Annotated in this window: 28 protein-coding genes and 1 tRNA gene; 13 read left to right on the plus strand and 16 right to left on the minus strand. The window is 47.3% G+C overall.

What is annotated here, in order from left to right:
- Nucleotide 1 precedes the first annotated feature (1 nt).
- Genes carA through C508_RS0106495 form a run of 3 tightly spaced genes read right to left on the minus strand, consistent with a single transcriptional unit; the run spans nucleotide 2 to nucleotide 3,292 of the window.
- Nucleotides 2-1,066 carry a glutamine-hydrolyzing carbamoyl-phosphate synthase small subunit gene (gene carA, locus C508_RS0106485; protein ID WP_018702730.1) on the minus strand — a complete coding sequence of 355 codons (1,065 nt, stop codon included), beginning with the start codon at nucleotides 1,064-1,066 and terminating at the stop codon, nucleotides 2-4.
- Entirely contained in the window at nucleotides 1,063-2,355 is a 1,293-nt protein-coding gene (locus C508_RS0106490; protein WP_026319403.1) for a dihydroorotase, read from the minus strand. The genes carA and C508_RS0106490 overlap by 4 nt, the downstream gene beginning before the upstream one ends.
- Nucleotides 2,339-3,292 (minus strand): aspartate carbamoyltransferase catalytic subunit, encoded by a 954-nt coding sequence (locus tag C508_RS0106495; protein WP_018702732.1) that lies wholly within the window; start codon nucleotides 3,290-3,292, stop codon nucleotides 2,339-2,341. Before C508_RS0106495 ends, C508_RS0106490 begins: the two co-directional genes overlap by 17 nt.
- A 502-nt stretch (nucleotides 3,293-3,794) precedes the next feature.
- Here C508_RS0106495 and C508_RS19400 point away from each other — a divergent pair.
- The 5 genes from C508_RS19400 (at nucleotide 3,795) to C508_RS17980 (ending at nucleotide 7,683) form a co-directional block, all read left to right on the plus strand.
- Complete coding sequence (locus tag C508_RS19400; RefSeq protein ID WP_018702734.1) at nucleotides 3,795-4,331, plus strand: CAP domain-containing protein; 537 nt, start codon at nucleotides 3,795-3,797, stop codon at nucleotides 4,329-4,331.
- Nucleotides 4,332-4,398: 67 nt separating this feature from the next.
- Nucleotides 4,399-4,971: a 16S rRNA (guanine(966)-N(2))-methyltransferase RsmD gene (gene rsmD / locus C508_RS0106505; protein WP_018702735.1), complete on the plus strand. Its 573-nt coding sequence runs from the start codon at nucleotides 4,399-4,401 to the stop codon at nucleotides 4,969-4,971.
- Nucleotides 4,968-5,468: a pantetheine-phosphate adenylyltransferase gene (coaD, locus tag C508_RS0106510; RefSeq protein ID WP_018702736.1), complete on the plus strand. Its 501-nt coding sequence runs from the start codon at nucleotides 4,968-4,970 to the stop codon at nucleotides 5,466-5,468. Before rsmD ends, coaD begins: the two co-directional genes overlap by 4 nt.
- A gap of 13 nt (nucleotides 5,469-5,481) precedes the next feature.
- A complete protein-coding gene (locus tag C508_RS0106515; RefSeq protein ID WP_018702737.1) occupies nucleotides 5,482-5,976 on the plus strand; it encodes a hypothetical protein in 495 nt (164 codons plus the stop codon).
- Nucleotides 5,977-6,078: 102 nt separating this feature from the next.
- Nucleotides 6,079-7,683 carry a DUF4127 family protein gene (locus tag C508_RS17980; RefSeq protein ID WP_018702738.1) on the plus strand — a complete coding sequence of 535 codons (1,605 nt, stop codon included), beginning with the start codon at nucleotides 6,079-6,081 and terminating at the stop codon, nucleotides 7,681-7,683.
- Between the two features lie 127 nt (nucleotides 7,684-7,810).
- Here the strand turns inward: C508_RS17980 and C508_RS0106525 are convergent, their stop codons facing one another.
- A complete protein-coding gene (locus tag C508_RS0106525; protein ID WP_018702739.1) occupies nucleotides 7,811-8,494 on the minus strand; it encodes a C40 family peptidase in 684 nt (227 codons plus the stop codon).
- A 376-nt stretch (nucleotides 8,495-8,870) separates the two neighbouring features.
- Between C508_RS0106525 and C508_RS20270 the strand changes: the two genes are divergently transcribed.
- Nucleotides 8,871-9,017 carry a hypothetical protein gene (locus tag C508_RS20270; RefSeq protein ID WP_018702741.1) on the plus strand — a complete coding sequence of 49 codons (147 nt, stop codon included), beginning with the start codon at nucleotides 8,871-8,873 and terminating at the stop codon, nucleotides 9,015-9,017.
- Nucleotides 9,018-9,132: 115 nt separating this feature from the next.
- Here the strand turns inward: C508_RS20270 and C508_RS0106540 are convergent.
- Nucleotides 9,133-9,209 (minus strand) — tRNA-Pro (locus C508_RS0106540).
- Nucleotides 9,210-9,349: 140 nt separating this feature from the next.
- Between C508_RS0106540 and C508_RS0106545 the strand changes: the two genes are divergently transcribed.
- From C508_RS0106545 to pgl, 3 genes are read left to right on the plus strand one after another with little or no spacing between them, the layout of a single operon-like run.
- Nucleotides 9,350-9,763, plus strand: a complete 414-nt coding sequence (locus tag C508_RS0106545) for a hypothetical protein (protein WP_018702742.1) — start codon at nucleotides 9,350-9,352, stop codon at nucleotides 9,761-9,763.
- A 16-nt stretch (nucleotides 9,764-9,779) separates the two neighbouring features.
- On the plus strand, nucleotides 9,780-11,336 hold the full coding sequence (zwf, locus tag C508_RS0106550) for a glucose-6-phosphate dehydrogenase (protein ID WP_018702743.1): 1,557 nt from the start codon (nucleotides 9,780-9,782) through the stop codon (nucleotides 11,334-11,336).
- Nucleotides 11,333-12,037, plus strand: coding sequence for a 6-phosphogluconolactonase (gene pgl, locus C508_RS17985; protein WP_018702744.1), 705 nt, complete (start codon nucleotides 11,333-11,335; stop codon nucleotides 12,035-12,037). Before zwf ends, pgl begins: the two co-directional genes overlap by 4 nt.
- A 74-nt stretch (nucleotides 12,038-12,111) precedes the next feature.
- Here pgl and fusA read toward each other — a convergent pair whose 3' ends face one another.
- From fusA to C508_RS0106580, 5 genes are all read right to left on the minus strand, one after another.
- Nucleotides 12,112-14,184, minus strand: coding sequence for an elongation factor G (fusA, locus tag C508_RS0106560; RefSeq protein WP_018702745.1), 2,073 nt, complete (start codon nucleotides 14,182-14,184; stop codon nucleotides 12,112-12,114).
- Between the two features lie 238 nt (nucleotides 14,185-14,422).
- Nucleotides 14,423-14,929, minus strand: coding sequence for a cob(I)yrinic acid a,c-diamide adenosyltransferase (locus tag C508_RS0106565; protein WP_018702746.1), 507 nt, complete (start codon nucleotides 14,927-14,929; stop codon nucleotides 14,423-14,425).
- A gap of 5 nt (nucleotides 14,930-14,934) precedes the next feature.
- The gene (ndk, locus tag C508_RS0106570) at nucleotides 14,935-15,354 is read right to left on the minus strand and encodes a nucleoside-diphosphate kinase (RefSeq protein WP_018702747.1); all 420 of its coding nucleotides are present in this window, start codon (nucleotides 15,352-15,354) and stop codon (nucleotides 14,935-14,937) included.
- A 7-nt stretch (nucleotides 15,355-15,361) separates the two neighbouring features.
- Entirely contained in the window at nucleotides 15,362-15,889 is a 528-nt protein-coding gene (locus C508_RS0106575; RefSeq protein WP_018702748.1) for a gamma carbonic anhydrase family protein, read from the minus strand.
- Nucleotides 15,886-16,965 (minus strand): M42 family metallopeptidase, encoded by a 1,080-nt coding sequence (locus C508_RS0106580; protein ID WP_018702749.1) that lies wholly within the window; start codon nucleotides 16,963-16,965, stop codon nucleotides 15,886-15,888. The genes C508_RS0106575 and C508_RS0106580 overlap by 4 nt, the downstream gene beginning before the upstream one ends.
- Before the next feature lie 171 nt (nucleotides 16,966-17,136).
- On the opposite strand from C508_RS0106580, the gene C508_RS0106585 reads away from it, so the two are divergent.
- Nucleotides 17,137-17,613: a hypothetical protein gene (locus tag C508_RS0106585; RefSeq protein WP_018702750.1), complete on the plus strand. Its 477-nt coding sequence runs from the start codon at nucleotides 17,137-17,139 to the stop codon at nucleotides 17,611-17,613.
- 69 nt (nucleotides 17,614-17,682) lie between these two features.
- Here C508_RS0106585 and C508_RS0106590 read toward each other — a convergent pair whose 3' ends face one another.
- Nucleotides 17,683-17,931, minus strand: coding sequence for a hypothetical protein (locus C508_RS0106590; protein WP_018702751.1), 249 nt, complete (start codon nucleotides 17,929-17,931; stop codon nucleotides 17,683-17,685).
- 305 nt (nucleotides 17,932-18,236) lie between these two features.
- On the opposite strand from C508_RS0106590, the gene C508_RS0106595 reads away from it, so the two are divergent.
- From C508_RS0106595 to C508_RS0106605, 3 genes are read left to right on the plus strand one after another with little or no spacing between them, the layout of a single operon-like run.
- Nucleotides 18,237-18,524: an ArsR/SmtB family transcription factor gene (locus C508_RS0106595; RefSeq protein ID WP_018702752.1), complete on the plus strand. Its 288-nt coding sequence runs from the start codon at nucleotides 18,237-18,239 to the stop codon at nucleotides 18,522-18,524.
- Between the two features lie 55 nt (nucleotides 18,525-18,579).
- Nucleotides 18,580-21,030: a CoA-disulfide reductase gene (locus C508_RS0106600; protein ID WP_018702753.1), complete on the plus strand. Its 2,451-nt coding sequence runs from the start codon at nucleotides 18,580-18,582 to the stop codon at nucleotides 21,028-21,030.
- 42 nt (nucleotides 21,031-21,072) lie between these two features.
- Complete coding sequence (locus tag C508_RS0106605; RefSeq protein ID WP_018702754.1) at nucleotides 21,073-21,321, plus strand: TIGR03905 family TSCPD domain-containing protein; 249 nt, start codon at nucleotides 21,073-21,075, stop codon at nucleotides 21,319-21,321.
- Between the two features lie 119 nt (nucleotides 21,322-21,440).
- On the opposite strand, the gene C508_RS0106610 is transcribed toward C508_RS0106605, so the two are convergent.
- The 5 genes from C508_RS0106610 to C508_RS0106635 all read right to left on the minus strand — a co-directional run bounded on the left by C508_RS0106610 (nucleotide 21,441) and on the right by C508_RS0106635 (nucleotide 24,709).
- Nucleotides 21,441-22,628: a pyridoxal phosphate-dependent aminotransferase gene (locus C508_RS0106610; protein WP_018702755.1), complete on the minus strand. Its 1,188-nt coding sequence runs from the start codon at nucleotides 22,626-22,628 to the stop codon at nucleotides 21,441-21,443.
- Between the two features lie 141 nt (nucleotides 22,629-22,769).
- Nucleotides 22,770-23,270: a hypothetical protein gene (locus tag C508_RS17990; RefSeq protein WP_071595774.1), complete on the minus strand. Its 501-nt coding sequence runs from the start codon at nucleotides 23,268-23,270 to the stop codon at nucleotides 22,770-22,772.
- Nucleotides 23,271-23,302: 32 nt separating this feature from the next.
- Nucleotides 23,303-23,614 (minus strand): hypothetical protein, encoded by a 312-nt coding sequence (locus C508_RS0106620; protein WP_018702757.1) that lies wholly within the window; start codon nucleotides 23,612-23,614, stop codon nucleotides 23,303-23,305.
- A 304-nt stretch (nucleotides 23,615-23,918) separates the two neighbouring features.
- A complete protein-coding gene (locus C508_RS0106630; RefSeq protein ID WP_018702758.1) occupies nucleotides 23,919-24,104 on the minus strand; it encodes a hypothetical protein in 186 nt (61 codons plus the stop codon).
- Nucleotides 24,101-24,709, minus strand: coding sequence for a DUF4405 domain-containing protein (locus C508_RS0106635; protein WP_018702759.1), 609 nt, complete (start codon nucleotides 24,707-24,709; stop codon nucleotides 24,101-24,103). The genes C508_RS0106630 and C508_RS0106635 overlap by 4 nt, the downstream gene beginning before the upstream one ends.
- Nucleotides 24,710-24,723: the final 14 nt, after the last annotated feature.

Here is a 24,723-nt window from a genome sequence, read left to right on the forward strand (position 1 = left end):
GTTACGCCCTCCTCATCAACTGCATAAATTCTTCGAATAAGTAGGTGTTGTCATCCGGTCCCGGCGCAGCTTCCGGATGGTACTGCACGGAAAAGAGCGGCAGCGTGTTATGACGAATACCCTCGACCGTATCGTCATTGACAGCCCGGTGGCTAATGGTAACGTCCAGACCTTTTAAGGACTCTTCCTTTACGGAATAGCCATGGTTCTGCGACGTAATGTGCACCTTGCCTGTCAGCAGGTTTTTAACAGGCTGATTCGAGCCGCGATGGCCAAATTTCAGCTTATACGTATCCGCCCCTAAGGCCAGCGCCAGAATCTGGTGACCCAGGCAGATGCCAAAGAGCGGTTTTTTGCCCAACAACTGCCGGACCATCTGAATGATATCCTGCAAATCTTTTGGGTCTCCAGGTCCGTTCGATAAAAAGACGCCATCCGGGTTGCTTGCCAGCACTTCTTCAGCGCTCGCCGTCGCCGGATAAACCGTAATATCGCAGCCGCGCTGATGCAAGGAGTTAAGAATGTTTTGTTTAATGCCGAAGTCCAGCACCGCCACTTTCGGCCCCCCCGGATTGCTCATATGATAAGTTTCCTTGGTGGTTACGTCCATGACCTGGCAGCAGCTGAGCTCGCTCGCCAGCAATGCATCTATATCGGACTGCGCCGCTTCTTCGGCTACAATAATCCCTTTCATCGTACCATGGTTACGTATTTTCTTCGTAATAGCCCGTGTATCCACACCATACAAGCAGGGAATGTTGAAACGCTGCAAATACGAACCGAAGCTGCCCTCCATCTCCCAATTGCTTGGAGTCTGACACAATTCGCCAATAATGAAGCCTTTAACAAAGGGCTGCCGCGACTGGGCAAAGGCTTCAGCCACGCCGTAATTGCCAATCAGCGGATAGGTCATCGTAACAATCTGACCGCAATAGGACGGATCCGTCAAAACCTCCTGATAACCAGTCATGCCGGTATTAAAAACGACTTCCCCTACCGTTGCGCCTGCCGCCAGCAGTTGCCCGTGAAATACAGTTCCATCGCTTAAAATGAGTTTTCCTTTCATACAAGCACCTCTCCGTCTTGATACACCAAATTTCCGTCTACCAGGGTTTCCGTCACACGGCCTTTCAAGAGTTTCCCTTCAAAGGGAGTATGTTTACCCCGGCTGTAGAACCGACGGCTGTCAACCGTCCATTCGGCCTCCGGATCAAAGATCACAATGTCCGCCGCACAACCTACTCGCAGCGTGCCGCAATCAAGGCCCAGCACCTGAGCCGGACGCGAAGTCATGGCTGCGATAATCTCAGGCAGCTTCATATTTCCTTCGTGATACAACGTAGTTAGCACAACGCCAAGCGCCGTCTCAAAACCGGTAAAACCGCTGGGAGCATATTTAAATTCTCGATCTTTTTCTTCAAACGCATGGGGTGAATGATCGGTCGCAATAGCGTCGATAACCCCTTCTTGCAGCGCCTGCCGCAACACGGCAACATGATCCATGGAGCGCAGCGGCGGGTTAACCTTGGTAGCCGAGTCAAAACCCATAACCGCTTCGTCGGTCAGCGCCAAATGATGCGGCGTCACTTCCGCCGTCACCTTGACGCCTTTGGCTTTCGCTTGGCGAATGATTTCCACCGCGCCTTTCGTGCTGACATGAGAAATGTGCACATGGCCGTCAGTATATTCCGCCAGCAGCACATCACGAGCTACCGCAATATCCTCCGCCACCGAGGGACGTCCGTGCATGCCCAGCATGGTGGAGACTTTTCCTTCGTGCATATAGCCATCCTCTACTAAGGCTTGCTCTTCCGCATGGCTCATAATCGGCTTATGATACATCGCCGTGTAATCAAGAGCATTCTGCATAACCTTGGCATTATGGACAAAATGTCCGTCATCGGATAAGGCTACTGCGCCATTGAGCAACATGTCGCCGATTTCCGCCAATTCCTTGCCGTCCTGCCCTTTACTGACAGCGCCGACGATCAGCATATTGACAATCGCCACTTGGCGAGCCCGCTCTTTCAAGCCGTTCACAGCAATACTGCTATCAACAGGCGGGCGGGTATTCGGCATGCAAGCCACACTGGTAAAGCCGCCAGCTGCAGCGGCGCGGCTGCCGGTTTCAAAGTCTTCTTTTGCTTCCTGCCCCGGTTCACGTAAGTGGGCGTGAAGATCGACAAAACCAGGCGCTACCGTTTTTCCCTGGGCATCTATAATTTGTGCACCTGCCGGCGCTGCCAAATTTTTACCGATAGCCGCAATGCGGCTGTCTTCTACAAGAATATCCATAACCCCGTCCAAGCCTTGGCTGGGGCAAATAACATGTCCGTTTTTAATGATTGTCTTCAACATGCTTCCCTCCCGTCAGTACCAAAAAGAGCAGAGCCATCCGTACAGCCAAACCATTCTTAACCTGTTCCTGAATAGCGGACTGCGCATCATACGCCACTTCCGGCGAAATTTCCAAGCCCCGGTTCATCGGCCCCGGATGAAGAAGAACTGCGTCCTCCTTAGCCAAAGACAGGCGAGCCCGGTTGATGCCGAAAATACGAGCATACTCCCGCGGAGAAGGGAATAATCCTTTTTTCTGGCGCTCCAATTGTATGCGCAGCACGTTGACGACATCGGCCTCATCCAAAGCGTCTTCAATGCGTTCGTGAACTACAGCCCCCATCTCTTCGATTCCTGGGGGGATTAAGGTTTTCGGGCCAGCCACATGGACGGTTGCGCCCATTTTTGTTAGGCCCCAAATATCAGAGCGAGCCACGCGGCTATGCAGAATGTCGCCAATGATGGCCACTTTCAAACCTGCCAAGCTGCCTTTGCGTTCCTCAATGGTAAACATGTCCAACAAACCTTGGCTAGGATGCTCATGGGCTCCATCGCCGGCATTAATAATCACCGGTTTGGCAATTTTCGAAGCGTACACCGCCGCCCCTTCCGCTGCATGACGCATAACAATGACGTCTACGCCCATAGCTTCCACGGTTAGCAAAGTATCCCGCAAGCTTTCCCCTTTAACAACGCTGCTGGAGCTGGTAGTAATATTCACAACGTCGGCGCCTAAGTATTTCCCTGCCAATTCAAAGGAAGTCCGCGTACGTGTGCTGGGCTCAAAAAAAAGGTTAACTACCGATTTACCTCGCAATGTTGGAACCTTTTTAATATCCCTCCCTACAATCGCCTTCATTTCCTTTGCCGTATCCAAAACTCGGCGGATCTCCTCGGTCGAGAAGGTACGCAAGCCCAGGATGTCTTTTCCTCGGAGTGAAACCTGACCTTTCATAAGCAGCATTCTCCTTCCCCATTCTGTCAACCGAAAAAACAAAAGCTCCCTGCCGTTAACGACAAGGAGCTAAACATGCGCAGAAAGAGCCAGGAACGGCTGGCCGTCCCTCTTGTCCTTCCGTTAGTTCTCCTTGCCGACCTCGCTGGATCTTCTTAAAGGATGACGGAATGGATACACATTTACATTGAAGATAGTGTAACAAATCTTCCTCACCCTTGTCAAGGCGCTACTGTAGAGCTTTCTCCCTCAAAGCCTTATCTTTTAATGTGCATTGTACACAAAAAGCATCGATATTTAAATAATAGCATATTTATTCGTTATTTGCCACTTTTTATGCATAAAATTTCATCGTTATTCTTACAGGATTCTTAAGAAAAATGAGGAATATCATTAAGAGTATTATTATGCAATGATTTGAGGAATATTCTCCTCTTTGTGCATACTTCCGTGTCCAATACATATTCTTTTTTTGTTTTTTGACACGAAAGGAGCGTCTATCATGCGTATTATTCCTGTATTGCTTTTAACTCTCTTATTGGCATATTCTTCTTCCGTCTATGCGACTGAAGCCCCCTGCGCTACCGGCGCTTCCCTTGAGCCGCCGACGACTCAGGAGCAAGAATTGGCCGCTTTAGTCAATCAAGAGCGAACCAAAGCCGGCCGGCAGCCGTTGCGTTTGGACGCGCGGCTTTCCTGTTTAGCTCGTCAATATGCGCAAGACATGGCCACAAGAAACTTTTTTTCTCATTACGACCCGGAAGGAAATTCTCCTTTTGACCGTCTTCACAAAAAGAACATCGCCTACCGCGCAGCCGCAGAAAATCTTTTTAAAGGATGGCGCGATCCAGAAGAAGAATCCATGAAAATAGCTCATTCTTTCTTAATGCAAAGCCCCGGACACCGTCGTAATATTTTAGATTCCGATTTTACTTTTATTGGCATAGGAGTTGTACGTACGCCTGAAGAATGGACCTATGTCGTAGAGCTTTTCTTACTTCCTTCTCTGGCCGATGCACGCAAAGGTGTGATACAATAAGCAGTGGCCTGTATTCCACATAATACGGCCTAGCTTTTTATCATTATGGACATGAGGTTTTTCATTCATGCGTATCATTACAGGTTCAGCCAAAGGAAAGCGCCTCAAAGCGCCGTCAGGCTTAAAAACCCGTCCTACTACAGACCGGGTTAAAGAATCCTTATTTTCCATTATCCAAGAGTTCCTTTCCGGCGCACGCATTCTAGACTTATTTGCCGGAACCGGTAATTTGGGACTGGAAGCTCTCAGTCGCGGCGCAGTCCATGCTATTTTCGTAGACCAAGCGCAAGAATGCAGTCGCTTGATTCGAGAAAATGCCACTTACACCAATTTATTTAATCGTTGTGATGTCTGGCGCATACAAGCTTTAGAAGCTTTAGCGCGTTGCAAAAGAGAGCAACTCGCTTTCGATATTATTTTTTGCGACCCTCCCTATAACCAAGGACATCCGCTACAAATTCTTCATTTTATTGATGAAAACCCAGCATTATTACCAAACGGACTTTTAATCCTCGAACATTCAAGGCATGAATCGCTCCCTGAAAATTTAGACCGTTTGGAATTGCGCCGTCAAGAACAATATGGCGAAACCATGATTAGCTTTTTTAAAATGCCAGCACATAAGGAGGACCTTTCGTGAAGATTGCAGTTTGTCCGGGCAGTTTCGATCCGGTTACCAACGGACATGTTGATATTTTCGAACGCGCCAGCAGTATGTACGACCGCTTGATTATCGCTGTATTTCGCAATCCCGGGAAAAATCCGTTATTCAACATGGACGAACGGGTTCGTCTATTAAAAGAAGCTACTCAACATATTCCCAACGTCGAAGTCGACTCTTTCTCCGGCTTGCTCACCGATTTTGTTTTACAAAAAGACAGCCGCATCATTGTACGCGGGTTGCGCGCTCTCAGTGATTTCGAATATGAGTTTCAGCGCGCACTTCTCATCAAGTGTGTTCGTCCTGAAATTGAAACTGTTTTTATGATGACATCTAGTGAATATTCCTTTGTCAGTTCTAGCGGCATCAAGGAATTAGCTCAATTTGGCGGAGATATTTCCAAACTAGTCCCCCCTATGCTATACGACGAAATCACCCAACGTTGCCGGGAACTGGCTGCCCGGAAAACATCGTAAGGAGGCATCTTTTATGACGATTGAAGAAATCTTTGATGAATTGGAAACATTGCTAATGGAATCATCCCATGTTCCTTTTACTAACAAGCGCATTGTTGAAGAAGATGAATTAGTACGTCTTTTGGATTATTTGCGGGAACTTATCCCCCAAGAAGTAATGGAAGCGCGCAAAGTATTAGCCGAGCGAACCCAAATTGTAGAGAACGCGCAGCGCGAGGCGCAGCGGGTAGTCGAACAGGCTAAAGTCTATGGCGCCAAAATGACGGACGATAACGTCATTGCCAAGCAAGCCCAAGAACAAGCACAGCAAATTATGCAACAAGCGCAAGAACAAGCTCGGGACCTTACTCGCCAATCCCAGGAACAAGCCCGTCAACTCCAGCAGGATTCCACTACCTATGCGGACGAAGTATTTCGTCATCTTTCGGGAAATCTGGAAAAAGCGCTGGAAGTTGTCCGCCAAGGTCATGCCGAACTGCACCGCAGCCTGCGCGACAAGCAGGAATAAGTACATCTTCTTCCTATCGTCTGAATCACCCGGGAGCCATCTCCCGGGTTTTCTTTGTACACAATTATCTATTTCCAAAAAGAACAGGAGTCATTGTCATCCATGAATAGACAGGTTTTTCGTTGGCTTCCTTTTACCGTCGCCTTGCTTGTTTTTCTCTTAGTTATTCCTGCAACAGGAATAACTCCGCCGCCGATATCCCATCCCGCTCCGGCCAACAAATCATCCCTTCGCATTCTGCTGCTCCCCCTCGACAGCCGGCCTCCTTGTACGGATTTTGTTGTCGAATTAGCGCAACTAGCAGGCATGCAAGTCATCTTGCCTCCCATGGAGCTGCTTGATCATTATCGTCGTCCGGCAGACCCGGGGAAATTGGCAGCCTGGGTAGCCGCTATATTGAAGGAAGAAAAGCCGGATGCGGTTATTCTTTCTACCGATATGCTGGTTCATGGCAGCCTTCTGGCCTCCCGGCAGCGCATCGGCAAAAAAGAGCAAGAACAGCAACTGCTTCACTGGCTGACGCAATGGCACAAAGAATATCCAGACATACCGCTATACGCCTTCAGCATCATTCCCAGACTGCTATTAGCTGATGACAGTCCGTTTCAGATCTACCAATATCACCTGAAAAAATATTCCGTTTGGGCTGATGAAGTCGGCTGGTTTGACAATCCCGACGACGTACAGACGCTTCTGGCTATGGAAAAGAGACTGCCAGAGGAATTAAAATCAGAATACGCCGCTCTCTACGAACAGAATTTAGCCTTCAATCGCTCGCTCATTGATTTGGCCGCTTCCGGAACCTTACAAATGCTAATTTTGGGCCAAGATGACGGCTTCCCTTTTGGTCTTCCCAACCAAGAAAAAGAACAATTAGCGCAGTACGCCGCACAGAAGAAAACTCATTCCGTCGAAGTTACACGCGGCACCGACGAAGTGGCTCTCTCTCTTTTGGGCAAAATCATTTCCCAGCAGCGTCCGCAAGCCGCCACGGCAGAAATCCGTTATTCTCGTCCAGACGTACCAGGCATGATCATGCCGTATATGCCTCATTCGATTGCCTCAACCGCTAAAGAAAAACTGGTTCTTAGCGGCGTCCTCCCCGCTACGGAGGGCCAAGCGGATTTCATTCTCTATATTCATGCCGGACGCAAAGGCGACTCTCCTTGGAAACAACTAACACCAGCCAGGGAAATAGCCAAGCTACTGCAAGAAGGCAAGTCTGTCGCGCTAGTCGACCTTAGTGAAGATTTTTCCTCGCTAAATACAATCTATCCTTGGCTGGTACTGCTGGATGTTCCCGTAAACCAATTAACCGCTTATGCCGGTTGGAATACTACTAGCAACTCTTTAGGAACGATTGTGACGCACGCCCTGGCCGTATTGCAGGGCCAAGCCTCTACGACAAAAAAAGCTTCTTTTCTGGGCGAACGTTTCCTCGATGACTGGTATTATCAAAAAACCATTCAAAGCCGCTTAAATCGCTGGCTACTCGCCAAACGTCAAGATCCTTATTCCCTAAAGCAAAACTACGCGGAAGCCAATTTTCGCCTGCAACGCCATTTGCAAAGCAGCGTTGTGCATCTGGGTCGTTACGACTTTCCCTCCTCCTCAGGCGCTACATTACCGTTGCGCAGATATGACGCCACTGCTAAAACGCCCTGGGAACGGACCTTTGAAGCTTCAATCGAGCTAAAAGTCCAGTAAAGGGCTTAAAAAAACCCTTTTCGCGTCTTTCGTGTATTTCGCGGTTCGTTTTATAAATTCTGGTGTATTAAAGAAAAGAGCTATGGAAAACTTGCAAGCAAGCCTTCCATAGCTCTTTTTCTGTTTTTTACCAAACTCGCCGAGCTCCTAAATAACGTTCTTGATAGTACGATTTGCCTAAGGGCGTAATCGTCACTTCGCCTGCCGCTGAACTGGCATGGATAAAACGGCCTCCGCCAAGATAAATTCCCACATGAGAAGCGCCCGGTTCATAAGTAGTAAAGAAAACCAAATCTCCAGGCAAAAGATTATCTCCTGAAATCGCCCGACCCACTTCAAACTGTCCATCGCTCATACGCGGTAAGGAAATACCGAACTGGCCATATATGTAATAGATAAAACCAGAACAATCAAAACCGCCTGGACTGCTTCCTCCCCATACATAGGGAGTACCCATGTATTGTTGAGCCATTTGTACAATTTGCGCGCCTCTACGTCCAAAGCCGCGACTTACTTCAACTGCAGCCTGCCGTTGCTGTAACGCGTATAAAGTACCAGCTCCTACAACTCCGTCCGCATCAAGGCCTCTACTTAGCTGAAATTGAATCACCGCTTGGCGGGTCTCCTCACCGAAAACTCCGTCCGCTTCCCCTACCTCATACCCCAAGTCTTCCAGCCTTTCTTGAATCCACTGTACCTGCTCGCCGCGATCTCCTTGACGCAAGGAAGCCGCTTCCGCATTAGAAAAAAAGAAGAGAGAAAACAAAAGGAAACCAAAGCATAACCATGTTATTTTGTTACAATACTTCATCTATTTTACGTCGAACTCCTTTATGTAAAAATCTCGCCTTAGTAGGCTCATATTAGATTCAACGTCCACCCCAAGATCCCTTTCTCCAAAAGTCCTTTCTCTGAGTCCCGGATTTATATTTTTACAATCAGGCAAATTTGTCAAGTCCTGTTTTTTAAAAAGCACAAAAACCGGATGCCACCATCGCTCCCCTATCTCCTAGGGGTTCTCTTAAATCTTTCTATAACTTGAAACTGCTGTTGCAAACAACCTAATGTATTGCTAACGCCTATTACCAAAGACCCAATGCACTCTGTTTCAGATGCTCTTATTAATTATTTAGTTGATAATAATTATCATTTGTGCTATGCTATAAAAAGATTGGGAGGTGTCGTATATGTGTGAAATTGGAGTTTCGACATTAGAAGAAGCCTTGGCTAGAGCCGAAGAACTCTTTCAAAAAAAAGGCCAATGCAAAATCAAAACCAAAGTACATGCAAACAAAGAAACTGGCGAACACTTTGTTTGCTATAATGTTTATTAATATCTATGCTTATGAAAGAAGTTAAAAGTTAGAAAAAGCACCAGAAAAGCAACAGTGATTAAAAGCAAAAAGAGTCTTGCCAATTAGCAAGACTCTTGATTACGTTGAATTTTAATGGTCGGGGCGACAGGATTCGAACCTGCGGCCTCTTAGTCCCGAACCAAGCGCGCTACCAAACTGCGCCACGCCCCGACATCACGTTATGTATTATATGTTACCCAAGCCTCTTTGTCAATAGTCTAGAATAAAGCACTTCAGATTATTGCGCTACAGGTATTTTTCAATCTAATGTCGAATTAAAATTTAGCTATATAGTAAAGGAGGCGTTTCTTTTGGAAAATGAAAAAACCAAGGCCCCGAGCTTTATCGCCAATCGCATTGACGTAAAAGCCGTCACCATTAATTGTGCCGCTATGTCCTTAAACACGCTAAAGGAAGAGGATACCTCAGGCGAACTCGAAGATACAAACATTATGCTTTTAACAAATTTCGGCACTATCGAAGGCGAAATTGTCCTTGATAATAACAATTTTTTTAGCGACTGCAATGAACTGCGAAACACCCTTTTAGCCAATGCGCCGCAAAAAGACGGTATTATTATCAATAATTCCAGCAGCATTATTTTAAAAAATGCCAAAATCATCCCCTACGCCAACCCTTCTTATAGTATCCAACTTCAAGACTTCAGCATTTTTTCCGATCAAATCGTCGGTTTTACATATGGTAAAAAAGAAATAAAAGAATGAGATAGGGGTAATTAATATGTCTGCATCTCCTGCTATTTTTCTTTGCGAACCATTCACCAAGTCTTGTGGAGAACTGCAGCCGGAACCCTGCGGCTTAGTTATTTTCGGAGCTTCCGGCGATTTGACGCGCCGGAAGCTTCTTCCCTCTTTATGGCGTCTCTACCAGCGTCGACGTCTTCCGGCCCGCTTCTATATTCTCGGCTGCGCTCGCAGCGCCTATACGCCGGAAGAGTTCCGCCTAAGCCTGCAAAAAGAATTTCCTACGGACTCAATAAATGCCGCTGAGTTCACTGCCTTCTTCAATCATATTGATTATCTGGCTGGCGACTATAACAGCCCTGTATTTTATGAAGAATTGAAGGACAAGTTGAAACATCTGGATGAATATCATCAGCTAAAAGGAAATCATCTTTTCTATCTGGCAACGCCCCCAAACCTAACAGAAGATATTGTGTCCGGTTTAGGCAACTGCGGTCTTGCAGCACAGCACACCTCTTCTTTACCGCTGCGTTGGTCGCGCCTAATTGTAGAAAAGCCTTTTGGAACTTCCCTGTCTACAGCGCTAGCGCTCAACCACATCCTATATCAACATTGGACCGAAGATCAAATTTACCGCATCGACCACTATTTAGGTAAAGAAACCGTACAAAACATTTTAGTGACCCGTTTTGCCAACCTATTTTTCGCGCCTCTCTGGAATCAGCAATATATTGAGCACGTTCAAATCACTGTTTCTGAAGATCTGGGCGTAGAAAAAAGAGCCGGTTATTATGAGCAAGCCGGCGCCTTGCGTGACATGTTTCAAAATCACATGCTGCAGCTTTTAGCGATGGTCGCAATGGAACCGCCAGCTATCTTCAACGCGGATCGCTATCGAGACGAAAAAGTTAAGGTTCTGCGCGCCATCCGTTCTTTAACAGAAGAAGACATTGCCACATCTGTCGTTCGCGGCCAATATACAGTTTCCGAGAAAGCTCTCGGTTATAAAGAGGAAGCAGGGGTCGCTGCAAATTCTTCAACCGAAACGTTTGTCGCTCTTAAATTGTACGTTGATAATTGGCGTTGGGCCGGCGTCCCCTTTTATTTGCGTTCAGGAAAGCGTCTAGCCGCTCGCTGCACAGAAATAGCTATTACCTTTAAAGAAGTCCCGCACAGCATTTTCTCCCCCCTTACGCCTCAAGATTTGACGCAAAACACCTTGGTCTTCACCATACAACCAGAAGAAGGCATTCATGTGAACCTTCAGGCGAAACGCCCTGGACCCAAGCTTTGCATGAGCCAGTTAAAGCTCCATGTACGCTATCATGAGCTCGACCATCAACAAGACAGTATGGATGCTTACGAACGCCTTTTGCTCGACGCCATCTGCGGTGATCAGACCTTGTTCGTACGCAATGATGACATCGAAGCAGCTTGGTCCGTTTTCCAGCCAGTTCTTGATTGCTGGCGAGAAAAGCCGCACCACTCCCCCCTGCATGAGTATCCCTGCGGAAGCCAAGGACCTATGCCGGCGTCTTCCTTGTTTCCTTCCGGTCATGCTGGCTGGAGGAATATTCCAGGAGGTTCTTCATGAGGTGGCACTGCATTCCAGAGGCATCGCTATTATTTCAAGAAGCGGTTCTGCAATTGGAAACAACAATTCGTCACTTATTGCAAAAAGAAAACCGCCCTCTCACCTTATTCTTATCGGGCGGTTCTACGCCGTTATCTCTTTATCAGCAATGGCTGGCGTCTTCACAGCTTTCACCCGAAGAATGGGAACAAATTCATTTTTTCTGGGGTGATGAAAGAATGGTGCCGTCCCAAGATCCTCGCAGCAACGCCGGTTCAGCCGCGCGCGTTTTTCTTGCTCCCCTTGGGATCTCCCCCCAGAACATTCATTACTATCCCGCCACAGGATCCGCCGCTAACCGCGCCAAGCGGCATGAAACATATCTTCGTTGCTTTTTAAACCGCCTAGCTAGCAAGGGGCCGGATATTTTACTTCTCGGCATGGGCGCTGACGGTCACACTGCGTCTTTATTTCCCTACAGCCGCTCACTACGCACGCAACGCTGGTGTGTCGATGCGCCATCCCCCATTGACGCCACACGACGTTTAACCTTGACCTTGCCTTTTTTAAACCGCAGCAGCTATATCTTTCTTTTGGCTACAGGTTCCGCCAAACACCAACTGCTGCGAAACTGGCCCCAACGTCCTCTGCCGTCTGCAGCCGTACCGGCGTACTCTTTGCGGCAGCAGAATTTGCATATCTTTTGCGATTTACCATCTTAACTACGGAACGCGAGCGAGTAAAGCAAGACAAGCCCGAAGCGTATTAATACGCTTCGGGCTTGTCTTGCTTTGGCTTAGGTAACTGGTTCTTCCTTTTTCGTGGAAGCAATCAGCGTTTCCGCCAGCTTATTGGGAACCTCTTCATAATGCGAGAACTCCATATCAAAAGAACCACGCCCCTGGGTCATAGATCGCAAATCAATAGCATAACGGAAAAGTTCCGCTTGCGGCGCCTGCGCCTTAACTAGGCTTTTTCCTTGCCCGATTGGCTCCATACCCAGTACGCGCCCGCGTTTGCTATTCAAATCACCGATCACATCGCCCATGCAGCTTTCCGGCACCTTCACTTCTATATTGCAAATGGGTTCCAGTAAAACCGGCTTGGCTTGGAGTACGCCTTTTTTCAAAGCCATGCCGCTAGCTACCTTGAATGCCATTTCTGAAGAATCCACCGTATGGTAAGATCCGTCATACAAAGTAACCTTCACGTCTACCAGCGGAAAACCAGCTAATACGCCGCCCTGCATGGCATCGCGCACGCCTTTTTCTACCGCCGGAATGTATTGTCTTGGCACAGCACCGCCGAAAATAGAATCAACAAATTCAAATTTTTGTCCCGGCGGCAAGGGATCTAATTGCAGCCACACATGACCATATTGCCCATGACCGCCACTTTGCTTTTTATGTTTTCCTTCCACTTTCACAGTGCTGCGAATGGTCTCCCGATAAGGAACTTTCGGTGTTTTCACCACAACCTCTACGCCAAATTTCCGTTTCATCCGCTCAGCCATAATATCCAAATGCAATTCGCCAATACCGCTAAGCAGCAATTGACCGCCTTCGCCGGTTTTGGATGTGCGTAACGTAGGATCCTCGTCGCGCATCCTCGCTAACGCGCCACCCAGTTTATCTTCATCTCCTTTGTTCTTAGCCGCAATTGCCACCGTATACATTGCCTTGGGATACTCGATGGGCTCGAATAAAATGGGTTCTTCTTTGCTGCACAGACTATCTCCTGTAGCTGTTTCCTGCATTTTTGCAACCACTACAATATCACCGGCATGCGCCGTGGTCAGCTGCTCTTGCTGTTTACCTCGCATGGTGAAAATATTACCAATGCGTTCACTCTTTTCTTTGCTTGCATTATACAAAGTGCTGTCCGGTTTCAAAGAACCGGAAAATACACGCAAGAAACTTAATCGTCCTACAAACGGATCGGCTGTCGTTTTAAAAACCAAGGCCGAAAATGGGTCGGCCGCAACACGTTCTACCGGTTCCTCTGTGCGCGGATCAGTTCCTAGAACACTGCGCTGCGCCCCATCTGGAACATACGCGTTAATGCCATCCAAAAGCTGCTGTACCCCGATATTGCGATATGCGGAACCGCAAAAAACCGGAAATAATTCGGCTTTGGCAATACCGCATTGTAACGCGCCATATAATTCCTCGGTCGTCAATTCATTTCCTTCCAGGTATTTATTTAGTAAGGCGTCATCGGTCTCGGCTATCGTTTCCAGCGTTCCTTGCCGCACGTCGTCAAGAACGCTTGCCAATTCTACGGGAACTGGCCCTTCCGTCAATTTGCCTTCTACAAGCAAATAAGCTTTGCCGCTCAATACATCGATGATGCCGGAAAATTCATCTTCAGCGCCTATAGGCCAAAATAAAGGGATGGCCCGTTGGCTAAGTTTTTCTTTAATCTCCGCAATAGCTCCTGCAAAATCCGCATTTTCGCGGTCCATTTTATTGACAAACAATAATCTTGGTAATCCCTCACTGCCAGCAAAACGCCAAACTTTTTCCGTATCCACTTCCACGCCGGATGCCGCACAAAGAACAACTACCGCTGCATCCACCGCGCGGAGAGAGCCTTTCACATCGGCAACAAAATCTGCATAACCAGGAGTATCCAGAAAGGTAATTTTTCCGCCCTGCCATTCACAAGGCGCCAAAGCAGTACTAATCGTAACTTTGCGCTTAATTTCCTCAGGTTCATAATCGGTAGTGGAATTCCCCTCATCTACGCGGCCCAGGCGAGTTACCGCTCCAGCGGTAAACAAAATTGCTTCCGCCAGTGACGTCTTGCCTGCGCCGCCATGTGAGATGAGGCTAACACTCCTGAGCTTGTCGCTTTGATACTCTTTCACATAAATACCCCCTTGTTTTTTTGCTTTATCGTAAAAGACATTGTGAAACAAAGGATTTCATGATACGAGCCAATTACCTTACATTATTCCAACTACTATACTCACTGAGAATGTTTTTTAAATTCTCTGCCAAATCCAAATATTCCTGCTATCCCTTTCTGATTTTATGGAAAATAAAAGGTTCTGTTTGCAGAAATATTTTCTGCAAACAGAACCTTCAATAATTAACAAACAACCGCTATTTTCCTGCAACTTCCGCTTCAAATCGAGCCATAACAAAGCACAAATCAGAAATCCGGTTCAATACAATACCAAGCGTTTCCGATACAGTTTCGCTTCGCCGTAAACGCACAAACTGACGTTCCGCTCGTCGCGTAACGGTTCGCGCCAAATCTAGGGCTGCAGCTGCTACGGTATCGCCAGGAATAATAAAAGAACTCAACGGAGGCAGTTGCGCTTGAAACCGATCAATAGCCGCTTCCAATTTGCTGATCTCTTCCGGTTTTACGTATACAGCGCCATCAACGCTGGCCATTTCGGCCATCACCAACATTAACAGCTTCTGTACCGACAGCGTAGTTTCCTTTACTTCCGCCGATATTGCCTGAGCCCGTGCCAATCCTAACGCCGAACTGATTTCATCAACCGAGCCATAGGCCTCCACGCGCAAGCAATCCTTATCCACTCGCTCGCCGCTCAAAAGAGCTGTCGTACCTTTGTCACCAGTTTTCGTATATACGCTCATCTTACTTATGCCCCCTCTTTTTTATACTCTGGAAAAAAACGCGCAATCTCTACACTAGCACTAGCGGGACTATCTGAAGCATGCACCACATTTTCCGTTACATTTAACGCATAATCGCCGCGAATCGTCCCAGCTCCCGCCTGCAAGGGATCAGTAGAGCCCACAAGGCGCCGCACTTGCTCTACAGCCCGCGGCCCCGTCAAAACAATAGCCACTACCGGGCCTGACAGGATATACGCGGCAAGCTCTGGAAAGAACGCTTTTTCCACATGTTCCTGATAGTGCTCCCGTACTAAAGCCTCGTTAAAGTTCAGCATACGCAGGGCTGATACTTGCAATCCCTTCTGCTCAAAGCGGCCCAAAATAGCACCGCAAAGTCCGCGCCGCACCGCATCAGGTTTCAAAAGCACTAGTGTCTTTTCCATGCGCGCTTCACTCCTTGTTATTCATATACTTCGCCGCTAATTCTACATACGATTGAGCCGACGCCTGCAACGCTGCAATATCTTCTTCGGTAAGAGAACGAACCACCTTGGCCGGCGACCCCATTACCAACGAACCAGAGGGGATCACTTTTCGCTCCGGCACCAAGGAACCGGCGGCCACTATACAATTATCGCCAATCTCGCAATAACTCAATAAAATAGCGCCCATACCGATAAGACAATTATTCCCCACTTTGCAGCCATGCACAATCGCGTTATGACCTACGGTAACATCTCGTCCAATAATGGCCGGATAATCATGCATAACATGCACGGTACTGTTATCTTGGATGTTGGTGTTAGCGCCAATAAAAATTGGATGTACATCGCCTCGCAACACGGCATTATGCCAAATATTAACATTATCTTCCAAGGTTACATCACCAATTACACGCGCGCCATTCGCCACAAACACCTTCTGCCCCAATTGCGGAGTCTTGCCTGCAAAGGCTTCCAGCTTATCGTTATTACTCATTGTTGTAACAGCTCCTCGTATTCTTTCTGATCCAGCTTGCGCAGTGCGGCGCAAAGCAATTGCACCGCTGATTCATAATCTTTGCGATGAATAATGCCATGATGGCTATGAATATACCGCGTCGGTACGCTCAATACCAAGCTAGGCACGCCGTCGCCATAGAGATGCACCTTGCCGGCATCGGTGCCGCCTCCTTCGGAAAAGCCCAACTGAAAGGGAATCTTCTCCTTTTCCGCCATCTCAATTATCCAGTTACGCAACGGAGTATGGGGAATCATGGAGGCGTCATAAAAAGTAACCGCCACGCCCTGCCCCAACTTAGCCGATGCTTGTTCCGGAGTTACCCCCGGCGTATCACCAGCCACGCAGGTATCAATGATAAACGCAAGATCCGGTTTTATCGCCGCGGCGCTCGTCTGGGCGCCACGCAAACCCACTTCTTCCTGGACCGTGCCAGCGCCATAAACTTCATTTGGATGCTTCTCTTTGCTCAGTTGCAAAAGCACTTCCGCCATAATAGCGCAACCCACCCGATTATCCCAAGCCTTGCCTATTAAAAAATCAGGATTAGCCATAACGGCAAATTCTCCCTGCGGTACGACGGGGTCCCCCGGTCGAATGCCAAAGATCTCTTTGGCTTCTTTTTCATCGGCAGCACCCACGTCAATGTACATATCTTTGCGATCTACAAGCTTTTTTCGTTCTTCCGGGCTTAAAATGTGCGGCGGCTTACTGCCGACCACGCCAGGAACGCGAGATCCTTTAGAAGTCAGCACCATAACTCGCTGGCCTAACATGACATGATCCCACCAACCTCCCAGATTGGTAAATTTCAAAAAACCTTCCTTCGTAATATGCTTCACTAAAAAACCAATTTCATCCATATGCGCCGCTAGCATAATCTTGGGGCCGCCTTGGCCGCCGTGAGCTCGAAAAAGCACACTCCCTGTTTTATCATAGGAAATTTCACTGCATCCAGCCAGTTTCTCCTTCAACAGCTCCTTTACTTCGCCTTCAAAACCAGATACGCCATCCGCCTCCGACAACTGTTTCAACCACTGCACTTTCTCTTCCATAACTGCTCCTCCTTAGAACTGCTCTGCGTATACATACTATTTGAACATAGTCTCGCAAAAATCCTGCCATCTCACAGCTTCCGGCAGGAAAATTCCCTTTCGTAACCGAAATGGATAGTGTTAAAATTATTACGAAACCTTACTTTGTTCAATAATAGGAGATGTTTAGGTTTGAATATATATCGCTTCCAAGTCATTTGCTGCCTTATTCTCTATATTGCGGCGCTTGGTTTTGCCTATGCCTACTGCAGCTATGATATCCAACGTTATCAAAGCGCCTTAACTGCTCCTATAATCCAACCGCCGCCAACGCCGCAGGAAGAAGAATATTGGCAATCGGAGCAGCAGCGCTTGCAAGCGCAAGTTACCAGACTACGCAGTGAATATGAGCGAGTAAAAGGCACCGTAGATGTCAATCGCGACTTCATTGAGTGGTCTTTAACAAAAGCGGAACAAAGGGAGATGGAGCACTTCTTTTCTCCCATTCCCAAGCACACTCCGCCACTGCGAGAACTGCAGCAGCGAATCGCCGCCGCCGAACAACACAGGTTGGAAATATTGACGCAAACCGCGCTCTGGGGAGGGTTAGCCCTTCTCCTTGCCTTAGCATGTATTTTCGAACACTACCGCAAGAATCGACTTCCATAAAGAGTAAGGATCCCCCCGGCGCATGCATCGGGGGGATCCTTACTCTTCTCTTGTATCTTATTTCTTCTCCTAAGACATGCCAACTTTGTGTCTCGTCGGAACATCCCAGCATTCTTCCACACCATGGGGCCGCTCCGTACAAAGAGCTAACGCTTCTTCCATAGTCGTAATTTCCGGACGAAGTACAGGATCCGATCCATTACGGAAAGAATAAAATTGTCCGTTTCTGTGCAAAATCATCTCATCTGCATCCCACTCGCCTTCACAGGCATTCACCGCTTTCCAAGAAACCGTTCCTACCAATTCCATATCTTTCATTGTACTTCCCCCTTTCTTTTCAGAGAACGCAAGTTAGCCTATTTCTAGTTCTTACTTGCAATATGAATCAAATTGACAAATAAGTCAAACTTTAAAAATCGGAAAAATCAGTCATTCGTCCAGCTTTTAAGTTCGTTTCTATTTCCTGCTTCTTCTTAATTTGAAATTAGACAAAATACTTCTTTCTTCGTATTGGCTCAGCTTCGCTAAAATAGCAGCAAATACAGTCTCTTGACAGATACCTCCACAAGAGTTATCCTTATATCGTAATAATCAAATATAACGATTTGAAAGGAGGCGCAGCAATGGATACCAATACAAAAGCTTATCTCGATTTAGCCGAGCTGTTAAAAGCGCTGGCCCACCCCTTGCGCCTATGCATAGTCCGCGGCCTGCTTCAAAAAGGCGGCTGCAACGTCTCGCATATGCAAGAATGTTTAGGCGCGCCGCAATCTACGATCTCCCAGCATCTTCAGAAATTGCGCGCCGCCGGTATTATCACAGGCACTCGCAAGGGCCTGGAAGTTCAATACCAAGTCAGCGACCCTATCGTGGTAAAGCTCATTCATGTTTTATTCCCCGATTCCAAATAACATCGTACAACAAGAGCGATGCTTACTATGATAATCAACAAGGAGGTCTATTGTTATGAGTAAAAAAGTTTTAATTGTTGGCGGCGTAGCCGGTGGCGCGTCCGCTGCCGCTCGTTTGCGCCGGTTAGACGAACAAGCGGAAATTATCCTTTTCGAAAGGGATGAACATATTTCCTTCGCGAATTGCGGCCTGCCCTACTATATTGGCGAAACCATCCAGGAACGCGGCAATCTCTTGGTACAAACGCCAGCGGCCATGCAAGCTCGCTTTGCCATTGACGTTCGCGTTTATAGCGAAGTTACCGCCATTGCCCCAGCCAAAAAGACGGTTACCGTTTCCAGCCGCGACAAAGGCGTCTATGAAGAAAGCTATGACGCCCTCGTTCTTTCTCCCGGCGCCAAACCAATACGCCCTAATCTTCCCGGCATCGACAGTCCTCGTATTTTCTCCTTACGCAACATTCCGGATACGGATCGAATCAAAGAATTTGTTGACCGCGAAGACAGCCGCCGTGCTATCGTGATCGGCGGCGGATTCATCGGTATCGAGATGGCGGAAAACTTACGCGAACGAGGCCTGGAAGTCACCCTGGCTGAAGCAGCTCCGCACATTCTAGCTCCCTTCGACAGCGAGATGTCTATGCTGGCTGAAAAAGAACTGCAGGAAAATGGCGTTCACCTGTATTTGAATGATGGCGTTGCCTCCTTTGAAACCACAGATGCAGGCATTACCGTATCCCTGCAAAGCGGCGCACGTTTGGAAGCCGAATTGGTTATCTTGGCTATTGGCGTCACCCCGGATACAACCTTTTTAAAAGACAGCGGCATTCAACTAGGCTCACGCGGACACATCATGGTCGATACGCAGCTGCGCACCAATCAACCTGACATTTACGCCGTCGGCGATGCCATCGAAGTCATTGATTTTGTCAACGGCAAACCTACAGCCATTCCTTTGGCCGGCCCGGCCAACAAGCAAGGCCGCATCGCAGCGGACAATATCGCCGGCATCTCCAGCCATTTTTCCGGGAGCCAAGGAACTTCCATCTTAAAAGTATTCAACCTCACTGCCGCCTCCACTGGCAATAACGAGCGCACTCTGCAGCGGCTGGGACAAAGCTATCACACCGTGTATCTACACCCCAATTCGCACGCCTCCTATTATCCAGGCGCTCTGCCGTTGACGATGAAGCTGCTTTTTGACGACTCCGGCCGCATCTTGGGCGCCCAAGCCGTAGGTATAGACGGCGTAGATAAACGCATCGACGTTATCGCCACAGTGCTGCGCCTCAAAGGTACGGTAGCCGACCTGACCGAGCTCGAGTTAGCGTATGCTCCGCCGTATTCTTCCGCCAAAGACCCAGTCAATATGATTGGCTTTGCCGCAGAAAACATTCTCGCTGGTCTAACCGATGTCTTCACGTATGAGCAGCTTCCCTCCTTTGATCGCAGCCAATCCATCCTGCTCGACGTGCGCACCGAAGCGGAATTTGCCAATGGCCATCTTCCCGGCGCTTTGAATATTCCTGTTGACGACCTGCGTCAGCGTCTGGGAGAATTAAACAAGGACAAGCTGATCCTGGCTTATTGTCAAGTGGGTCTGCGCGGTTATATCGCTTCGCGCATTCTAACCCAGCACGGCTTCCGCGTGAAAAACATGACAGGCGGTTATAAAACGGCCGCCGTACAGCTTCCGAATAAACCCGCAGCCCCTTGCGGCGTCGAAATTGATACGGAAACGCAAACCGTCCGCGAAGTAAAATCGGAACAAAAAAAAAACCATCGCTCCCTTAATGCCTGCGGCCTCTCCTGCCCCGGCCCGCTGATGCAAGTCAAAACAACCTTGGATGACATGGCCGAAGAAGAAATTTTAGAAATCACGGCTTCCGACCCTGGCTTTTCTGAAGATATCCGCGCCTGGTGCCACCGTACCGGAAACCAGCTCTTGGATTTAAAGAAAGAAAAAGGTATTATCACGGCAACCGTTCAAAAAGGCGGCGTGACCGCCTCCCTAGCTGCACCAACAGCAGCTGCCAAGGATAACAAAACCATCGTTGTTTTTAGCGGCGACCTGGATAAAGCCCTGGCCTCTTTCGTCATCGCCAACGGCGCGGCCGCCATGGGCAAAAAAGTGACTATGTTCTTCACCTTCTGGGGACTTAACATTTTGCGCAAACCGGAAGACGTCCCTGTCGTCAAAGGCTTCATTGACCGCATGTTCGGCTGGATGATGCCTCGCGGCAGTACCAATTTAAAACTGTCCAACATGCACATGCTGGGCATGGGCACGCAGCTTATGCGCAAAGTAATGAAAGATAAAAACATCGCCTCGTTGGAAGACTTAATGCGGGCCGCTCAAAAAGCCGGTATTGAAATCGTAGCCTGCCAGATGTCTATGGATGTAATGGGCATCCATAAAGAAGAATTGCTTGACGGCGTAAAAATCGGCGGGGTGGGCTACTATCTCAATGAAGCCGAAGATGCAAACGTCAATCTCTTCATCTAATTTTCAGCACTATCGATTAATGAAACAGGAGTTGTTGCACCTATGAAACGCTATATACCTCAAGGAGTTTGTCCGAAAGAAATACAATTCAACATCGAAAACGGAACTGTAAAAGACGTCAATTTCATCGGCGGCTGCCCTGGAAATTTAAAAGCCATCAGTACTTTGATTGACGGTATGCCTGTGGAGGACGTCATTTCTAAATTCAAAGGAAATATTTGTCGCAACCAGACTTCCTGCGCTGACCAATTGGCTAAAGCGCTTGAAGAACATGTAAACCAAAATATTTAAACAAAAGCAGGCTTCAACCGTCACGCGGTTGAAGCCTGCTTTGTTCATATACCAAAATGTATAAAGTGATCGCGAAAAACATGTAAGAGACAAAAGACCGCATAGCGGTTTTTTATGTTTTAGCGGTATTCCGCTTTTACAAATTTCTCCAAAGCTACCAACGCTCGTTCTACTTTCTCCGTATCAATGCAATAAGCCATCCGGAAGAAACCAGGGCAGCCAAAGCTATCTCCAGGAACCAAAATCAAATCGTATTGCAGCGCTTTTTTGCAGAAAGCCGCCGCATCCTCTTCCAAAGCTTTCGGGAAAATATAGAAGGTGCCGCCCGGGCGGACGACTGTGAAGCCCAATTCTACCAGCTTATCATAAATCAAATTCATGTTCTTTTCATAAACAGCCATATCCGACGTCATGTCGATCACTTCAGCTACAGCCATTTGAATCAAAGAAGCCGGGCAATTATGTCCTGTTCCTCTAGATACTTGGCCACAAAGCAGAGATATCAATGCCGCGTCTTTACATGCAGGATTGACCGCCACATAGCCAATACGTTCCCCAGGCAGAGAAAGTGACTTGGAAAAAGAGTAGCACGACAAGGTATTATCGTAGAATTTCGAGACGTACGGCGCTTCTTTGCCGTCAAAAACAATTTCACGATACGGTTCATCGGAAAGAATAAAAATTTCATGTCCGTATTCTTCCTGCTTGGCCTTCAAAATAGACGCCAATCTGGTAAGAGTCTCGGCCGAATAAGAAATCCCGGAGGGATTGTTCGGGGTATTAATCAAGATTGCCGAGGTTTTTTCCGAAAGCACTTCCTCGAATTTTTCAAAATTAATCTGAAAGTCTTCCGTATTAGCCGGCACTACAAGGAGCTTCGAGCCCATATGATTTATGTAGGGAATATATTCCGGGAAAAAGGGAGCGAAAGTAATAATCTCGTCGCCTTCGCCGCTCACGCAACGCGCCGCATGAGCCAGCGCGCCAGCAGCGCCGCTGGTGGGAAAAATATGCTCCGCCTTATACTCCATGCCAAAACGCTTATTCAAAGACGCGGCAACCGCCTTTTTAAACTGGGGATTTCCAAGAGTAGGGCTGTAGCCATGCAATTTGCTTGCTGGTTCATTTTGCAGCAGCCGGATCATCGCTTCCGTAAACTCTTTCGGCGCCGGAACCGAAGGATTACCTAGACTAAAATCAAACACATTCTCATAGCCTATCTCAGCCCCGCGCTTACCCGCATATTCCGCGAATTCACGAATAACGGAGCGCGCATTTAACATGTCTTTATACATCTTAGAAATCAAAGCAGTTACCTCCTAAATTCCATTGTGCTAAACAAAGGTTCGCTTTCTCGAGTTATTACCATCGAAATGTATTTCAATGGTCCCTCAAAATATACCAATGTACTTTTTATGCACTACTTATAGTTTAGCATGTCCCCTAGCTCATTCACAATGTTTATCACGTCTTTTTCGAAAAAAAGGACCGCTAGTCGCGATATAAACCTCTTTCGTTTTTTCAAAATAGATAGCCGCTAACAAAAAGGTAATGCCTGCTACTATCAAGGCGCTCCCAAGCCCTTGATAAAAAACGCCTAAATTAATTGCTTTTAGCAAGTGCGCTTTTCTAAAAAAAGCTCCGCCCGCAATCATAATAACCATGATCCCGTAGCTCTTAAAATCAAAAAAAGAAAAAATGCACTGCTTATTCTGCTCTTTCAACATAATCCGTTGAATGTGCTTCTTAGCGATTCGTTTAAAAATCAAAAGATAAAAAAAGAAAAATACAGCTAATGCAAGCCCCCAATGCTCCCCAGAAAACTTGCTATTGAAATCGGCATCCGAATAACCAATAGACCATACGCGCCAGCCAGCCGCCAACCACACTATGCCCGCAATACATAACAGCCAACGTCGATCCGCTTTAATTGCATATTTTTCAAGCATATCGCTCATACATTCGCCCTCACATCAATTGGTTACGATAAATTCGTCTTTTGATAAGACCACTCCCAAAAAGGATACCGCTTTAAAACGCCGTTCATCATCCAATCTGAAAAAGAATATCCTACTCGCAAAGTAAATAATAAAGATAAAGCCGTCACCCACCATAACCAATTGCCTGAACGATATTCATAGGGAATCAATACGATACAAAGAGAAGTGACAACTACAAAGGCCAATAGCAAGGGAATTACTGAATGGACAAAAGTAAATCCCAATTTTGAGTATAAAGCAGTTCTTTGGGTCAAGGCCCCCTGGGGAAAAATGCCTACTAAGTCTTCAAACAACGGCTTCGCCCACTCCTCATACAGCCCTTCCACCTTCAAAATACCACTATCAAGGAAGTTGGCTCCATGCTATTTTTTCGTTAAAATTTGTACTATCAGTGAAAACAAGCGTCTTTATATATTATACTTGAATTAAGGATAAATCAAATTAAAAAGGAGGTAAGCATCATGAAAAAACTGTTCCATTTAATTTGGGAAAGCTATAAAAAATATGCACTAACCTTTGTCATGATGAGCAGATATGTTGAATAAAGCTTACACCTCTTCAGAGTAAGACTGTCGCGGTAAAATGCGGCAGTCTTTTTTATTTTATAGCTTCTTGCTGGTATTCATGGATGAAAGTTCCTTGGATATGAGCTACTTTGATCCGTAATGCTTCAATATCAGGGAGCCAATAGCTCACATCTTGTATCCAAAAAAGAGTTCCGGTTACCCACTCTGTCTCTAGTCCTGTCGTAACAGCTTCATTAATGACAGGAAGCAATTTCACCGCAGTTCCTTCATTATTTCTTCTGTCGAAACACCATTTTGCTTGGCAATGTCCACAATTGTCTGATTGCCTCGCGCCTTCCAGCCCCTATGCGCCAGCTTTTCTACCAAGCTTCGTACATCCTTGTGATTTTCTGTGTCCAATGCCGCTAAGGTCATGTTTTCATTCACAAGAATATGCCCGCCTCTTTCTCTTGTGCCTCCGCCCCCTGGCCCGCCCCAGCTCTCCTTCACGGTTTGCCCAAAATCCATAACCGCAGAAGCCGGCCAAACATTTACCACCGCTCCTGCCATAAGCAAAATAACCATACCTGCCGCCAGCAACGGCTCGCTTTTCCATTTCTCCTTGCTTTGCGGCAGCAAATACTCTTTTAAAGCCGCCCAATTGAACCATATATGCCAAATCCCCACAATTAAAAAGCAAAACGAGGCGATCGTATGCACCCGCACATACTCTCCCTTACTAAATCCCAAGAAAGTCCAAGCTAAGGCATTCGCGACCCGCGTTGGCGGTACTATATAAAGCACAATCCCTGTCAACACCGCGAAAACAAACAAAAACAACGATAGTAAAGATGCTACTCGACGCCAAGCTATCTCCTTCATGGCGACTTCTCCTT

The sequence above is a fragment of the Anaeromusa acidaminophila DSM 3853 genome (genome assembly GCF_000374545.1).
GTDB classification, from domain to species: domain Bacteria; phylum Bacillota; class Negativicutes; order Anaeromusales; family Anaeromusaceae; genus Anaeromusa; species Anaeromusa acidaminophila.

Coding starts and splice junctions, on each gene's coding strand:
- carA (WP_018702730.1), bottom strand. CDS start 1,066: ATGAAAGGAAAACTCATTTTAAGCGATGGAACTGTATTTCACGGGCAA.
- C508_RS0106495 (WP_018702732.1), bottom strand. CDS start 3,292: ATGAAAGGTCAGGTTTCACTCCGAGGAAAAGACATCCTGGGCTTGCGT.
- C508_RS19400 (WP_018702734.1), top strand. CDS start 3,795: ATGCGTATTATTCCTGTATTGCTTTTAACTCTCTTATTGGCATATTCT.
- rsmD (WP_018702735.1), top strand. CDS start 4,399: ATGCGTATCATTACAGGTTCAGCCAAAGGAAAGCGCCTCAAAGCGCCG.
- C508_RS0106515 (WP_018702737.1), top strand. CDS start 5,482: ATGACGATTGAAGAAATCTTTGATGAATTGGAAACATTGCTAATGGAA.
- C508_RS17980 (WP_018702738.1), top strand. CDS start 6,079: ATGAATAGACAGGTTTTTCGTTGGCTTCCTTTTACCGTCGCCTTGCTT.
- C508_RS0106525 (WP_018702739.1), bottom strand. CDS start 8,494: ATGAAGTATTGTAACAAAATAACATGGTTATGCTTTGGTTTCCTTTTG.
- C508_RS20270 (WP_018702741.1), top strand. CDS start 8,871: ATGTGTGAAATTGGAGTTTCGACATTAGAAGAAGCCTTGGCTAGAGCC.
- zwf (WP_018702743.1), top strand. CDS start 9,780: ATGTCTGCATCTCCTGCTATTTTTCTTTGCGAACCATTCACCAAGTCT.
- pgl (WP_018702744.1), top strand. CDS start 11,333: ATGAGGTGGCACTGCATTCCAGAGGCATCGCTATTATTTCAAGAAGCG.
- C508_RS0106565 (WP_018702746.1), bottom strand. CDS start 14,929: ATGAGCGTATATACGAAAACTGGTGACAAAGGTACGACAGCTCTTTTG.
- ndk (WP_018702747.1), bottom strand. CDS start 15,354: ATGGAAAAGACACTAGTGCTTTTGAAACCTGATGCGGTGCGGCGCGGA.
- C508_RS0106575 (WP_018702748.1), bottom strand. CDS start 15,889: ATGAGTAATAACGATAAGCTGGAAGCCTTTGCAGGCAAGACTCCGCAA.
- C508_RS0106580 (WP_018702749.1), bottom strand. CDS start 16,965: ATGGAAGAGAAAGTGCAGTGGTTGAAACAGTTGTCGGAGGCGGATGGC.
- C508_RS0106590 (WP_018702751.1), bottom strand. CDS start 17,931: ATGAAAGATATGGAATTGGTAGGAACGGTTTCTTGGAAAGCGGTGAAT.
- C508_RS0106595 (WP_018702752.1), top strand. CDS start 18,237: ATGGATACCAATACAAAAGCTTATCTCGATTTAGCCGAGCTGTTAAAA.
- C508_RS0106600 (WP_018702753.1), top strand. CDS start 18,580: ATGAGTAAAAAAGTTTTAATTGTTGGCGGCGTAGCCGGTGGCGCGTCC.
- C508_RS0106605 (WP_018702754.1), top strand. CDS start 21,073: ATGAAACGCTATATACCTCAAGGAGTTTGTCCGAAAGAAATACAATTC.
- C508_RS17990 (WP_071595774.1), bottom strand. CDS start 23,270: ATGCTTGAAAAATATGCAATTAAAGCGGATCGACGTTGGCTGTTATGT.
- C508_RS0106635 (WP_018702759.1), bottom strand. CDS start 24,709: ATGAAGGAGATAGCTTGGCGTCGAGTAGCATCTTTACTATCGTTGTTT.